The 12,607-nt window shown below is 59.8% G+C and carries 15 protein-coding genes, 1 tRNA gene and 1 riboswitch; of the genes, 5 read left to right on the forward strand and 11 right to left on the reverse strand.

Features of this window, described 5'->3' with window-relative positions:
• Positions 1-193: 193 nt before the first annotated feature.
• A complete protein-coding gene (locus SFUM_RS18705; protein ID WP_011700416.1) occupies positions 194-673 on the forward strand; it encodes a nucleotidyltransferase family protein in 480 nt (159 codons plus the stop codon).
• 138 nt (positions 674-811) lie between these two features.
• Positions 812-1,387 carry a flavodoxin family protein gene (locus SFUM_RS18710; RefSeq protein ID WP_011700417.1) on the forward strand — a complete coding sequence of 192 codons (576 nt, stop codon included), beginning with the start codon at positions 812-814 and terminating at the stop codon, positions 1,385-1,387.
• Positions 1,388-1,658: 271 nt separating this feature from the next.
• Positions 1,659-1,733, forward strand: a riboswitch (cyclic di-GMP riboswitch).
• Here SFUM_RS18710 and SFUM_RS23195 read toward each other — a convergent pair.
• From SFUM_RS23195 to SFUM_RS18745, 4 genes are all read right to left on the reverse strand, one after another.
• Entirely contained in the window at positions 1,709-2,836 is a 1,128-nt protein-coding gene (locus SFUM_RS23195) for a hypothetical protein (protein WP_153307223.1), read from the reverse strand. It overlaps the preceding riboswitch by 25 nt.
• Positions 2,837-2,921: 85 nt before the next feature.
• Complete coding sequence (locus tag SFUM_RS18730) at positions 2,922-3,956, reverse strand: sensor histidine kinase (RefSeq protein WP_011700419.1); 1,035 nt, start codon at positions 3,954-3,956, stop codon at positions 2,922-2,924.
• Positions 3,957-4,471: 515 nt separating this feature from the next.
• Positions 4,472-4,548, reverse strand: a tRNA-Arg gene (locus SFUM_RS18740).
• A 277-nt stretch (positions 4,549-4,825) separates the two neighbouring features.
• Positions 4,826-5,485: a TIGR04211 family SH3 domain-containing protein gene (locus SFUM_RS18745; protein ID WP_011700420.1), complete on the reverse strand. Its 660-nt coding sequence runs from the start codon at positions 5,483-5,485 to the stop codon at positions 4,826-4,828.
• 273 nt (positions 5,486-5,758) lie between these two features.
• On the opposite strand from SFUM_RS18745, the gene SFUM_RS18755 reads away from it, so the two are divergent.
• The 3 genes from SFUM_RS18755 to SFUM_RS18765 are packed head-to-tail and all read left to right on the forward strand — an operon-like array spanning position 5,759 to position 7,944.
• Complete coding sequence (locus SFUM_RS18755) at positions 5,759-6,553, forward strand: TatD family hydrolase (RefSeq protein ID WP_011700421.1); 795 nt, start codon at positions 5,759-5,761, stop codon at positions 6,551-6,553.
• Positions 6,550-7,191, forward strand: coding sequence for a Maf family protein (locus tag SFUM_RS18760; RefSeq protein ID WP_011700422.1), 642 nt, complete (start codon positions 6,550-6,552; stop codon positions 7,189-7,191). Before SFUM_RS18755 ends, SFUM_RS18760 begins: the two co-directional genes overlap by 4 nt.
• A gap of 48 nt (positions 7,192-7,239) precedes the next feature.
• Positions 7,240-7,944: a YggS family pyridoxal phosphate-dependent enzyme gene (locus tag SFUM_RS18765; protein ID WP_011700423.1), complete on the forward strand. Its 705-nt coding sequence runs from the start codon at positions 7,240-7,242 to the stop codon at positions 7,942-7,944.
• On the opposite strand, the gene rlmB is transcribed toward SFUM_RS18765, so the two are convergent.
• The 7 genes from rlmB to SFUM_RS22685 all read right to left on the reverse strand — a co-directional run bounded on the left by rlmB (position 7,931) and on the right by SFUM_RS22685 (position 12,578).
• Positions 7,931-8,689, reverse strand: coding sequence for a 23S rRNA (guanosine(2251)-2'-O)-methyltransferase RlmB (gene rlmB / locus SFUM_RS18770; protein WP_011700424.1), 759 nt, complete (start codon positions 8,687-8,689; stop codon positions 7,931-7,933). The genes SFUM_RS18765 and rlmB overlap by 14 nt on opposite strands.
• 29 nt (positions 8,690-8,718) lie before the next feature.
• Positions 8,719-9,348: a guanylate kinase gene (gene gmk, locus SFUM_RS18775; RefSeq protein WP_011700425.1), complete on the reverse strand. Its 630-nt coding sequence runs from the start codon at positions 9,346-9,348 to the stop codon at positions 8,719-8,721.
• Positions 9,349-9,350: 2 nt separating this feature from the next.
• The gene (gene remA, locus SFUM_RS18780; RefSeq protein WP_011700426.1) at positions 9,351-9,635 is read right to left on the reverse strand and encodes an extracellular matrix/biofilm regulator RemA; all 285 of its coding nucleotides are present in this window, start codon (positions 9,633-9,635) and stop codon (positions 9,351-9,353) included.
• Between the two features lie 290 nt (positions 9,636-9,925).
• Positions 9,926-10,807: a YicC/YloC family endoribonuclease gene (locus SFUM_RS18790; RefSeq protein ID WP_011700427.1), complete on the reverse strand. Its 882-nt coding sequence runs from the start codon at positions 10,805-10,807 to the stop codon at positions 9,926-9,928.
• The gene (locus tag SFUM_RS18795; RefSeq protein ID WP_011700428.1) at positions 10,804-11,367 is read right to left on the reverse strand and encodes a DUF4416 family protein; all 564 of its coding nucleotides are present in this window, start codon (positions 11,365-11,367) and stop codon (positions 10,804-10,806) included. The genes SFUM_RS18790 and SFUM_RS18795 overlap by 4 nt, the downstream gene beginning before the upstream one ends.
• A 16-nt stretch (positions 11,368-11,383) precedes the next feature.
• A complete protein-coding gene (rfaE1, locus tag SFUM_RS18800) occupies positions 11,384-12,391 on the reverse strand; it encodes a D-glycero-beta-D-manno-heptose-7-phosphate kinase (RefSeq protein WP_049766429.1) in 1,008 nt (335 codons plus the stop codon).
• A gap of 13 nt (positions 12,392-12,404) precedes the next feature.
• Positions 12,405-12,578 carry a Trm112 family protein gene (locus tag SFUM_RS22685; protein ID WP_011700430.1) on the reverse strand — a complete coding sequence of 58 codons (174 nt, stop codon included), beginning with the start codon at positions 12,576-12,578 and terminating at the stop codon, positions 12,405-12,407.
• Positions 12,579-12,607 lie beyond the last annotated feature (29 nt).

Raw genomic sequence — 12,607 nt, forward strand, 5'->3', positions numbered from 1 at the left:
GCGACCGATGTCGAACGTCGGGTTGAGCTGAACCGCGCAATGGAGCGGCGGGGTGTCGCATACGGGGTTTGGAGACCACCATGCGGGTCGCTGCGCGGAGTATGTACCAGCGGAGACTGAAACTCAAGTGCGGAGTCAAGCCGTGCGGAGTCAAGCCGTGCGGAGTCAAGCCGACAGGGAGGTTTGACAGCCTGTGAGCCTCTATGATGTGTTTTTCTCGATCGCATTGCTGTTCGATAGACTTCGAATCAGGTATGCGGTGATTGGCGGCATCGCCTTGGCTTTTCATGCCGTTCCAAGATTCACCCGGGATATTGATGTCCTGGTTCCTGGCGACGACATGGATCTCTTGAGGACGGCCATGGATGAACTGGGGTTTGAAGAGACGGCCGAACCCCGGAAGCTCGACAATTCGACGCTCACGCTCCATCGATCTTTGAAGATCGAAGGGGAGGATGGAATCATGGTTGATACTCTTGTGGCCGATTCCGAAGAACAGTATAGAATAATCCGCGACGCCGATCATGCGGAATCGAGAATCGGGACGGTGTCCATCGCCGCCAGGTTGGACCTGGTATGGCTCAGAAGGTCTCGAAACTCACCCCGGGATCGCGTGGACATCTTGGAGCTTGAAAAGAATGACGAGGATAGAGGAAGTAGTCAAGAGCGTTAGTGATCTGTACGATTTCTATCGGCGAATCCCACTAATTTCCGGGAAGGGCCTGCTGCAAAAGCGCATGCCGGGCTCGTCCGAAAGCCTTTTGGCCAGACCGCGGCAAGAGGAAAAACACCAGGGACAGGGAAGGAAGAAATGAAAATCGTCAACGTGCTCGGAAGCCCGCGCGAAAACGGCAACAGCGCCCTGATCGCCAAACGTTTCTGTGACAGGGCGATGAAGCTCGGCGCTGAAATACGGACCTACACACTCAACAAGCTCGAATATTGCGGCTGTCAGGGTTGCATGGCCTGCAAGACCGGGCTGGACAAGTGCGTACTGGAAGACGACCTCACCGAAGTCCTGGAGGCCGTCCGCGAGACGGATGTCCTGGTGATGGCCTCCCCGGTTTATTTCTGGGATATCTCCGGCCAGCTCAAGACCTTCATCGACCGCACCTTCTCGTACCTGGTTCCGGATTTCATCACCAATCCCAACAAGTCCCGGCTCGCGCCGGGCAAGAAACTGGTCTGCATCCTCGCTCAAAACAACCGGGATCGAAGCAGCTTCCCCGATATTTTCCGGAAAATCGACTACTTCTTCAAAGCCTACGGCTTCGTCGATCGTCGACTCATCCGTGCTTTCGGCGTGAATGAGCCGGGGGAAGTCGCGGCGCACGAAGACGTGATGATGCTGGCGGAAAAAACGGCGGAGAAGCTTTGCGGGGGTTGAATCTTGAGATCGATCGTCGTCGAAAAATATGTGTTGCCCGACGAGAGTGCGCGGATAACTCGCTCGAGGATTCACGCATAGGGGATACCGGCGTATCGGCAACGCAGCGGAGGGGAGGCGAAGCTTGCCGGCATATACTTAGATTAAATGCAATCTCTAGGCATTGATAACGCTCCCCAATGCCCGTTGGATTTCCCTTGCGTGCGAAGCTTGGCGACATTAAAATGTACGATGTATGTGGTCTATGTATTAGCGGTACTTAATGGAGCTCGTCAGAAAACGCCAACCCTGTTGCGAGACGGGGACGGAAAGCCGCGGGTCTCATGGAGATGGCCGGGTTGCCTGACAAAGGGTAGCCCGGCTTTTTGTTTCTTCGTCATCGAGTCGAGAAGATTTTGTGTCAAGAAGCTTTTGATGCTGATCCCACAAACTCCGGACGGATTCAACAGGCAATGAATCCCAGCCGCAACGCGTCACGGACGCGACAAAAGGAGAAAGGACATGCGAGTATTCACAAAGTATGTTTTCATTGCTGCGGTTGTGCTGCTCATGACAGCCCCAGCCCTGGCCGATGTGCGGCTGACCGGCACGGTGGGACCCAGAATCATTGATGACAATGCCTACGTTCCGCGCGACGCCACCGCCACGCTCAACGGCACAACCATCAAGGGCAATTTGCGCGTTCTCCGCGGCGCAAAGGTCTTTGCCAATGGCGCGCACATAACCGGCAATGTTGAGGGCTACCGTTCCAGGCTGGTTGACTTGAGGCAGCGGACCTCGGTGGGTGGGAATGTTCAGGGAAAGTACACACGCTCCGTTCTTGTGAGGGGCGGCACGTTCGTGGGAGGAAATGTTCAGATCGATGAAGGCTTCGCTCCCATTGACGTGGACGTTCTTTTGGTCAATTTGTCCACGGTGGATGGAGACGTGCAGCCGAAAGAAAGCGCCGGACGTGCGCGGGTTCTGGCAAGCCGGGTTGGTGGGAATGTTCAATTTGTTGAAAATTACAGTGGTCCTTACGCCGTCAGGAACAACCGGATCGATGGGGACCTCCAGTTTTTCAAGAATCGTGGAAGAGGTGTGATCACGGGCAACCATGTGAAGGGAAACCTGCAGAGCAAGGAGAACTCGCCGCGGCCGATCATCAGAGACAATATCGTCGAGGGCGATGTCGAAATTGAATGAGCCGTGGTTGAACCTGGTTGTTCCCTCCAAAACAACCGGGATCGAAGCAGCTTCCCCGATATTTTCCGGAAAATCGAATACTTCTTTAAAGCCTACGGCTTTGTCGATCATCGACTCATCCGTGCTTTCGGCGTGAATGAGCCGGGGGAAGTAGCGGCGCGCGAAGACGTGATGATGCCGGCGGAAAAAACGGCGGAGAAGCTTTGCGGGGGTTGATCCTTCAAAGAACGCCCCGGGATGCGTGATGGCCGGCAGTCTTGTCACGCCTTGCTCGTGCGCATTCAAGCACCCCGATACCCGACCCCAATAGTAATGATCTCAACACGGGTTCCGGCCTCAACGCCGGTGATCAACCGCGGGTTTGGGGATGTATCCGCCGGAAGACCAGAACAAGTCTGGTCCCTTCGGCCCGGTCGCTGTCCACGCGTATTTCCCCGTCGCAATCCTTCATGATCTTTTTGCAGACCGCCATGCTCAGACCGGTCCCCCTCTCCTTTGTGGTGAAGAACGGAACAAAAATCTTCGACAGATTCTCGGGAGGAATACCGATTCCCCGGTCATGGACCTCGACCTCACACTGTCCCTCGGACCACCTGGAAGCGATGGTCACCGTGCTGCCGGCCGTCGAGCTTTCGATTGCGTTCGTGGTGAGTTCCTCGATCATCCACACGAAATCGAGCTCGTTGACTGCGAGCAGGCCCAAAGCCGGCTCCAGCCGCGTTTCAACGGTCACTCCCGAACGCTCGGCCAAGGGCTTCAGTTTGCTTTTCACACGTTCAACGGAGCTGTCGACTTCGGCAAAATCTTTCTGGGCTTCGGAGCGCTCCAGAGTGAAATGCGACAAGGTGTGATCCAACGTCGTGATTCTGTCCACCTGATTCTTCAGCCTCTGGCTGAAATTGGGGCTCGCCGGCATTTCGCGGTCCTTCATCAGTTCTTTCAGTGCGTCGAGAACTTCTCGCAGCTCGGAAGTCATCGCCAGTGATGCCTTTCCCAACGATGCCAGATTCTGGGCTTCCCTGATTTCCAGCTGGCGTTTCCTCTCCCGGTCGGAAAGGGTGCCGGTGATTGCAGACACCAGGATGAATACGATGATCTGCGACAGGTTCCCTACATTGACGCCGGGCTGGCCACTCCAGGTCATCATCACGTGAGGCGTGTAAAGAATGACGACCAGGAGGGAAAAGTACACGCCTGCCCTCAGGCCGTACCAGAGGCTTACCATTACGATGGGAACAAAATACAGTTCTCGATAAAGAATATGATATTCCATGTGGCGGGTCGCAGTGCCGTAGTGCAGCACGGACAACACGGCGATTATTGAGAAGACCAGAACGATGCGACACACGTTCCGGCCCTTGCGCGATTCCCGCAAGTCATTCATGAGCGACTCCTCTCGACTGCGGCGATCCATTTTCAAATGCGCTTTGTCATTGAAAGACACCCCGGTGCGCGACCAACGCGAAGAATACCGAGCGCCGTCCCCAAAGCGCCCCTTTGATGAAGTTCCTTTCTTGTCGAAAGGAACCGGTGCTTGCCAAGCGTCAAGGCGGTTTGTGGGTTGGGGCTGTTCATCCACCCTGGTCCAGGATTCATATCTGACCCAAGATAAAGGAAATCAGGAAGATTGTCTGTGTCAAGGCAGTCAGCGTCATGGCGAATATTTCGTCCCAGGGAACGGCCGGTTTGAGGCGCGGGGCGCCTGCAGGGAAATCCTCGCTCATCCATGCAGTTCAAAAGACGCCGGAGCCCGAAGATCGGAAAACAACCGAGCGCCGGTCCCGCAACGAAGGCAAATCGGAAGGGACCTCCCCGGGAATCGACAAGAGGGCCACGCAGACTCCCGCTTGAACCAAAAAAAAACGGGTTAGCGGATGAACCGCTAACCCGTTGATTTTCTGGTACCCCCGACAGGACTCGAACCTGTGGCACCGAGATTAGGAATCTCGTGCTCTATCCGCCTGAGCTACGGGGGCGTTATGAGTGATCCGCCCGGAGCGACCCCCGGCGCGGAAGCATTTCCGATACCCGGCGGCCGATCCGTAACGGCGCCGCGTGCCGCCTTGCAGGCTGGTTATCTTTAGACGATTTCGGCGGGCTTGGCAAGAAAAAGGGTTCATCCGGCCGCAGTTCACCTCTGAGCTCATCGCCTGCGCGAGGGGGGGAACCCGAACCGCCCGCCGTCCGGAACCCTTGGGCCACGGGGTTCCCCGCCCGCGCAGGTGAAGTCCCGGCCCGTTTACATCTCATGGATCACAGGCGATAGGTCGGCCCCGTCTTGCGTTTTCTTCGGAACCACATGCCGACGAGCAGGCCCGCAAAGAACACCACGGCTCCCAGGGCGAACCAGTACATGGTCCGCGTGAATTTGAGGCCCTGGTTTTCCTGGATGAGCGCCTGGACGCTTTCCTGAGTGCTGGCCAGGGTAGCCCTGGCCGCGTCGTATTCGCCCTTGAGCTTGAGATAGCTGGCGGCTCCGCCCTTCAACTCCTCGTAGGAAACCTCCAGTTTCGTCAATTTCTCGGAGACCTCCCTTTCTCTTTGCGCCAGGGCGGCCCTGGCCATCTCGGCTTCCTGCAGCTGTTCCCTGAGCGACGTGTTTTCGCCTTTCAATTCCTTTATGGCCGCGGATTCCGAGGGCCTGGATTCGAGGAATTTGCTCTGCACCCATCCTTCCTTCGACTTTCCGTCGGGGGGGGTGTATCGAACCTGGGTCCATTCGTTGGTCTTCACCAGTTCCACCGCACTTCCCTTGGGGATCGTGAGCAGAACGCGGTTTTGAGCGCCGGCGGCGGACCTCATGGGGATTTCCTGAGCGTCGGTCGTGTAGGCTTTTGCCGCCCAGCTTGCCTGAGGCAATGGAAACGTGGTAAAAAACAACACTGCGGTGGAAATGCACAGGGCTTTTTTCATTTCGATGGGCCTCTCGTATCATTGGAAATGCTTGTCCGGAACAGCCGTCAAGAGATTGGCCGGGGAAAACCGGTTGTCACCGGGATGCGGTTATTCTCCGACCCGGGTGAGAGGCATTATAATGGCGCAGGGTATGAGCAGCAAGGAAAAAGCCCGCAGGGTTCGGCAAAGCGGCCTTCCGGAGAACCGTTCGGACCGCGATCGACAGGCTCTGCGGGAGAACGAAACGAAGTGCACACGGGAATGGATTGAAGATCATCGAGGGGTACCGATATGCTGATTGATACTCACGCTCATCTGGACTTTCCGGAATTTGCTCAAGATCTGCCTGCCGTGCTGGAGCGGGCCGCAAAGGCCGACGTCCGGAAAATCATCACCATCGGGATCAGCCTGGCAAGCAGCCGCGAAGCCGTCGGCCTTGCCGGCCGCTACCCCGGTGTCTACGCCACGGTGGGAATACACCCCCACGACGCTTTCCTCCTCGACGAAAAAGCAACGGAGATTCTCCGTGAGCTCAGCAGGCAGGAGAAGGTGCTCGCCATCGGCGAAGCGGGCCTGGACTACTACCGGGACTACCAGCCCCGTGCCATCCAGAGGAAGTGCCTGCGTCGGCAACTCGAAGTCGCCGCCGACGAGAAGCTTCCGGTCGTCTTTCACGTCCGACAGGCATTCGATGACTTTTTCCGGATTGTGCCCGAGTACCTTCCTTCATTGGTCGGGGCGGTGATGCACTGCTTTTCCGGGGACTGGACCACCGCGGAGAGGTGCCTCGATCTCGGTTTCCACCTTTCCATACCGGGCACGGTGACGTTCCCGAAAGCCGAGCTGCTCCACGACGTGGTGAGGCGGGCCCCGCTGGACCGCCTGCTGGTCGAGACGGACGCTCCCTACCTGGCCCCGATCCCTCACCGGGGGAAAGTCAACGAACCGGCGTTCGTCTACCACACGGCGCGGAAAGTGGCCGAATTGCGCGGTTGCCCCTTCACGGTCGTTGCCGACCAGACCACGCTCAACGCCCAGCGGGTCTTCAGAATGGACGGCTTTTCCGACGCGGCGGACTCGGAATGATCCTGCTTGAGTCCGGCACCGGGCCCCCTCCGTTCCGCACAGTCCGGCCCCTCGTTCTCGCCTCTTCCTCTCCGCGCCGCAGGGAATTGCTCACGTTGATGGGACTGACCTTTGATGTGATCGTCAGCGGAATTGAAGAATCCACGGGCAGGGTCTTCGGTCCCCCGGTGGAGCTCGCTGCGCGCTGCGCCCGGGAGAAGGCCGAAGCGGTCGCCGAGCTGTTCCCGGATTCCTGGGTGCTGGGCGCGGACACGGTCGTGGCGCTCGGCGCGACCGTTTTCGGGAAACCGGCCGATTCCGCGGAAGCGTTGCGGATGCTCGCGCAACTGAGCGGAGCGACCCACGAGGTGATCAGCGCATTCTGCCTGGTGAATCGAAGCCGGCGCATGATCGAAACACGTTCGGTTACGACCACGGTGCGCTTCAAGCGGCTTTCCCCGGCCGAAATCCGTTCCTATGTGAATACCGGGGAGCCGCTGGACAAGGCGGGCGCATACGGAATCCAGGGGATGGGAGCTTTCCTGGCGGCATCCATCGAAGGATCCTATACCAACGTGGTGGGACTGCCCTTGAGCGAAGTCCTGGATCTGCTGGTCGAATGCGGGGTTGTGGCACCCGTTGCGGAAGAACGTTCCTGAGCGCCGTTCGGCACGCGGACCGGAAGGCGCAAGGAGGCATGGACCGCCATGGCGACCGTGGCTGAGAACCTCGAACGAATTCAGGAGCGCATGAACGCCGCCTGCTCCAGGGCGGGGCGGGACCCCGCCGCCGTGCGGCTGGTGGCGGTGACGAAAACCGTCCCGACCGACCGCATCAGGGAAGGCGTGGAAGCGGGCCTGACCCTGCTCGGGGAGAATTACATCCAGGAAGCGCGAAGAAAAATCGAAGCCCTGGAAGATCTGGCGGTGTCATGGCATTTCATCGGCCACCTTCAATCGAACAAGGCTCGGGTGGCGGCGGAATACTGCGACTGGGTTCATACGGTGGACCGGCTGCGCCTGGCCGTCGAGCTCGACCGGCAGGCGAGAAAAAGAAACCGCGTGATCCCCGTTCTGCTCCAGGTCAACGTCGGCGACGAACAGAGCAGGAGCGGGGTGTCGCCCGATGACCTCCCGAAGCTGTTCGAAGCCGTCGCAGCGCTCTCCGGGCTGAGCGTTCGCGGTCTCATGACCCTTCCCCCCTACTTCGAAAACGCACAGGAGGTACGCCCCTTTTTCAGGTTGTTGCGGGAGCTGCTGGAGCGCTTGAGGGGGATCGCTCCCCGCCCCGGCGAGCTCACCGAGCTCTCCATGGGCATGAGCAATGATTTCGAGGTGGCCGTCGAGGAAGGGGCGACCCTGGTGAGAATCGGGACGGCGCTCTTCGGGGGGCGTCCGGCTATTTCCCCATGAGGCGCCGGCGTTGCACCTCGGCCAGTGCAATGGCCCCCGAAGTCGCGGCGTTGAGGGATTGCAGCGGTCCATGTTCGGGTATGCGGACCATGGCGTCGCAGGCTCTTGCGACGAGCGGTCGCAGTCCTTTCTGTTCGTTGCCTACAACCAGTCCCAGGGGGACCGTGAGGTCCGCGTCGTAGATCGTCTGAGCGGCCTGCGCGTCGAGACCGAAGATCCACAGCCCGCATTCCTTCAATTGTTCCAGAGCCCTCACCAGGTTGTTCACCTGGATGACCGGCAGGTACGCGGTGGCTCCCGCGGCGATTCTGATGACCGTGGAGGTGACCCGGGCCGACCTGTCCCTGGGAACGATCACGCCGCGCGCGCCCAGAAAACAGGCGCTCCTCAGCATGGCGCCCAGGTTCTGCGGATCCTGCAGGCAATCGAGAATCACCAGCGGCTCCCGCTCCCCCGTGGGCTTTTCCAGCAGTGCCTCCAGGGCGGCATAAGGGAATTCGCGCATGCGCAGCGCAACCCCCTGGTGGTGCGCATGCCCCACCAGGGCCGAAAGGCCGTCCCGTGTTTCCTGCCGGGGCGCAATGCCCCTCAGAGCCCCCAGTTCCACCAGTTCCCGGACGCGCTGGTCCGACCTGGCCACGATCATTTCCAGGACTTCGACGCGACCCGTCAGCAGGACTTCCCGCACCGGGTTGAAACCGGAGACCCAGAGATGAGGCGGCGTGCTTGAATGCGTCTTTCTCATGGAAATCAACGATCCGGGCAAATGAACCGTCAGGAGGGCAGCCGGGACATGAAAAACGGCTTGAGCCGCCCCATCCGGACGTCGCGGCGGCAGCGACAGGCGCGCAGGATCGCGTGCAGGTCGGCGACCGCGTCCGCCAGAACGTCGTTGACGATGAGGTAGTCGTACCACGGAGCCTGCAACATTTCACGGCGTGCCGCAGCCGAACGTTCGCCGATCTGCCGGGGGGATTCGGTGCCCCGCATGTTCAACCTCTGCTCGAGGACTTCCATGGACGGCGGCACGATAAAGATGGTGTGCGCGCAAGGGTAGGTGCACCGGACCTGCCTGGCCCCCTGAACGTCGATATCGAGCAGCACGTCCCGGCCTTGCGCGATCCATTCCTCCACCTGGTTCCCGTCCGTGCCGTAGAAGTTCCCGTGGACTTCCGCCCATTCCAGGAACCGGCCGGCCGAAATGCCGTCCAGGAATTCCCGCTGCGTCAGGAAATGATAATCTTTTCCGTCCGCTTCTCCGGGGCGCGGCGAACGCGTGGTGCACGACACGGAGAAACGCAGCTCGGGACACCGGTCCAGGATGGCGCGGATCATGGTGGTCTTGCCGACACCCGATGGGGCGGAGACGATGAAAATCTGTCCGGAATAGGCTGGGCGGGACATGGCTAATCTTTTGCCTGCTTGAGCAGGTTCACGTCCCGCACTCCCCCTTCGGTCAAGAGGCGCTGTGCGATGGTTTCGGCCTGGACGCCCGAAAGGATGATGTGATCGCTGTCGGTGACGATGATGGCTCGGGTCCTGCGGCCCATGGTGGCGTCGATCAGCTTGTTCGCCTGCCGCGCATCCTCCTTGAGCCTCTTCATGGGAGCCGATGCCGGCGAAACGATGGCGATCACTCGATTGGCGATAACCGTGTTTCCGAATCCGATGTTGAGCAGTTTTACTTCCATGAATGACCCCTCAGGCATCTGTTGCGGTGTTCGCCAAACAAAAGGCGATCTTCGACGGTCACGGCATCGGCGACCGCTCCGAATCGTGGGCGCCTTCGATCACCGCCTCCTGCGGGCGAGAGAGGCGCTCCGCGGTCGGACGATCGCCGATCTGCAAAACCGAACGCGGGGTGTTCGAGAATATTCGTTGAAGCCCCGGGCAAAAGCAAGCGTTTTGTCCGGCGGGAGCCGACTTTTCGGCCGCGGGGCATTCCCGTGAACCGGGGACCGGGACGGCGCCGCCGGCGGGCCTATTCGATATTCTGGACCTGCTCCTTCACTTTCCCGATTTCGGTTTTCATGCGCACCACGGCTTGAACGGTTTCCAGGTCGCCGGTCTTGCTCCCGATCGTATTGACTTCCCGGTGCAGCTCCTGCGCCAGGAAATCGAGCCTCCTGCCGTCCGAGGGCGCCTGTTCCGAGAGAAGCTCGCGGAGTTGATCGAAATGGCTCTTCAGGCGGACGATCTCCTCGTTGATGTCGGCTCGTTCGGCGATGTAGGCGACTTCCTGCAGCAGGCGGTTTTCGTCGACTTCGGTGTCCGAAAGCAACTCCTGAATTCGGTCCCGTATCTTCTGCTGATACTCCAGAACGACCAGATCCTTGCGGCTTTCGATCAGGGCGAGATCGCGGGCCAGGACTTCGAGGCGTTCCAGGCAGTCTTTGCGCAGGGATTCGCCTTCCACCAGCCGCATGGATCGAACCTGTTCCAGGGCTTCCGACAATGCGCCCGTGAGCAGTTCCCGGATGAGCTCCCGGTCGGGATCGTCCTCGCGGGCTTCGAACAGGTACGGCACACGGAGCAGGCTGTCGAGCATCGGGGGCGCGCTGGCCGGGAGCGACCGGTGCAATTCCATCAATTGTTCCCAGTAGTGACGCGCCAAAGGCAGGTTGAGGCGGGGGGCCTTCAGCTCGGGGCTGGTCGATTCGATCTGGACGAAAACCTCCACGCGCCCACGCCGCAAGCTCTGCGAGACCAGCTTTCGACAGGCGTCCTCAAATTCCAGGAAATTCTTCGGCAGCCTCGGAACGATGTCCAGGCCTCGACCGTTCAGCGTCCTGACCTCGACCGTGATCGAATATCCCGAGGTTTCTTTCTGGGTTCGTCCGAATGCCGTCATGCTGGCTATCAAATGGGGCCTCCTTGGGGCACGATTTTTCGAGGGAGCTTCCCGCTGCGTTGGAAAGCGAGCTTCCGTCGCAGGATACCGAAAAAGTGCAGCAGAATCGGGCTCCTGTAGTCCGGGTACGTCCAGGGAAGGCACTGGTAGGCGCCTTTCTGATAGATGAGGGTGAGATCCGCGTAGATGCCGTCCCGGAGGTAGACCCGGTGGGTGTAGTTTTTCCCCGAGGCGAGGATGATCCGTTCTTCGCTCAACAGTCCCGGGTCCAGGTTTACCTGTCGTTTGCCGTCCACTGCAAGCCGGTCTTCAATCCCGTTCGTCCTCAGCTTGATGTCCGGCAGGGATTCGGGGCGGACCGGATCGAGGAAGCCGATCGTGCGGCGCAGGATTCCCGGTCCCATTTCGCGATCGTAATAGGTGGTGAAATGAAACGGCTCGGGTTCCGTGGCGAAATCGAGGGGGCCGAAGAGGTCCGTCGCCGCGGCAAGCGCCTGCCGGTGGACCCGGGCATCACGAAAAAGCATCCCCATGATGAGTTTTGCGGAAGGGGGTTCCTTGGGGCGGCTCATGTGGACCTCGGTTTCGTCAGTAGGTGTCGAGGGCCGACAACAGTTGCGCGGCCGATACCGCGGCAGTGCCCACTTCGCCCACGACGATCCCGGCCGCGAGATTGGCGAGCAGGGCCGATTCCTTCATGGTCAGACCGGAAGCGACCCCCAGGCCGAGGACCGCGCTGACCGTGTCTCCGGCGCCGGTGACGTCGAAAACCCTGCGGGCGACGGTGGGGATATGATCCATGCCGCCCGTGTGATGGAACAGGCTCATGCCGTCCTTGCCCCTGGTGATCAGGACCGCCTTACAGTTGAGGTGTTCGAGCAGATGCCGGCCCGCTCTGACCAGGGAGTCCTCGTCGTGGATTTCGATTCCGGCCATGCGCGCGGCTTCATGGTGATTGGGCGTGACCATGGTCACCTCGCGGTAGATCTCCGCGTGCTTCACCTTCGGGTCCACGATGACCGGAATGTCCAGTCCGCGTGTCGCCGCACGCACCGCGTCCATGAATTCCGGCGTGACCACCCCCTTGGCATAGTCCGAAATCACGATGCCGTCAATCCGCGGGAGATTGTTCCGAATGAAGTCGAGCATTCCTTCCGTGGAGTCTCCGGAAACCGGAACGCTGCTCTCGTGATCGATGCGCACGACCTGCTGATTGCGGGCGATGATGCGGGTCTTCACCGTGGTGGGCCGGTTCCGGATGGTGATCAATCCGTCCGTTTCCACCGATATCTCGTCGAGAAGCCTTCGCAGCAGGCGTCCCGGCGAGTCGTCCCCCACGGCTCCGACCACCGAAACCTTTCCTCCCAGCCTGGAAACGTTGTGGACGACGTTGGCGGTTCCCCCGAGCAAGCGCGTTTCCTCCCTGACCTCGACCACCGGTACCGGGGCTTCGGGCGAAATCCTGCGCACTTCCCCCCAGATGAACGTATCGAGCATCAGGTCCCCGGCAACAAGGAGATGAAACTGAGGAAAGGACGATACAGCCTCGCGCAGACGCTGCTTCTCGCTCGCGGTCAAATCGGGATGGTTGGGCATAAGATCGGCTGTTCTAGGCCTGAAACGGTTTTGCTTCATCAATGAGCATGATCGGGATATCGTCGCGGATCTCGTACAAAAGCTTGCACTTATCACAGATCAGGCCGTCCTGCGTTTCGTTCAAGCGGATATCTCCCTTGCACTTGGGGCAGGCGAGAATGTCGAGCAATTCCTGGCTTATGGTCATGTTCCCCCCAGAGGCGCAATCGATGCGTG

It is taken from the genome of Syntrophobacter fumaroxidans MPOB (assembly GCF_000014965.1).
Lineage (GTDB): Bacteria > Desulfobacterota > Syntrophobacteria > Syntrophobacterales > Syntrophobacteraceae > Syntrophobacter > Syntrophobacter fumaroxidans.

What these genes read in the sequence shown, in the direction of transcription:
- SFUM_RS18710 (WP_011700417.1), top strand. Translation starts at nt 812, where the DNA reads ATGAAAATCGTCAACGTGCTCGGAAGCCCGCGCGAAAACGGCAACAGC.
- SFUM_RS18730 (WP_011700419.1), bottom strand. Translation starts at nt 3,956, where the DNA reads ATGAATGACTTGCGGGAATCGCGCAAGGGCCGGAACGTGTGTCGCATC.
- SFUM_RS18745 (WP_011700420.1), bottom strand. Translation starts at nt 5,485, where the DNA reads ATGAAAAAAGCCCTGTGCATTTCCACCGCAGTGTTGTTTTTTACCACG.
- SFUM_RS18755 (WP_011700421.1), top strand. Translation starts at nt 5,759, where the DNA reads ATGCTGATTGATACTCACGCTCATCTGGACTTTCCGGAATTTGCTCAA.
- SFUM_RS18760 (WP_011700422.1), top strand. Translation starts at nt 6,550, where the DNA reads ATGATCCTGCTTGAGTCCGGCACCGGGCCCCCTCCGTTCCGCACAGTC.
- SFUM_RS18765 (WP_011700423.1), top strand. Translation starts at nt 7,240, where the DNA reads ATGGCGACCGTGGCTGAGAACCTCGAACGAATTCAGGAGCGCATGAAC.
- rlmB (WP_011700424.1), bottom strand. Translation starts at nt 8,689, where the DNA reads ATGAGAAAGACGCATTCAAGCACGCCGCCTCATCTCTGGGTCTCCGGT.
- gmk (WP_011700425.1), bottom strand. Translation starts at nt 9,348, where the DNA reads ATGTCCCGCCCAGCCTATTCCGGACAGATTTTCATCGTCTCCGCCCCA.
- remA (WP_011700426.1), bottom strand. Translation starts at nt 9,635, where the DNA reads ATGGAAGTAAAACTGCTCAACATCGGATTCGGAAACACGGTTATCGCC.
- SFUM_RS18795 (WP_011700428.1), bottom strand. Translation starts at nt 11,367, where the DNA reads ATGAGCCGCCCCAAGGAACCCCCTTCCGCAAAACTCATCATGGGGATG.
- rfaE1 (WP_049766429.1), bottom strand. Translation starts at nt 12,391, where the DNA reads ATGCCCAACCATCCCGATTTGACCGCGAGCGAGAAGCAGCGTCTGCGC.
- SFUM_RS22685 (WP_011700430.1), bottom strand. Translation starts at nt 12,578, where the DNA reads ATGACCATAAGCCAGGAATTGCTCGACATTCTCGCCTGCCCCAAGTGC.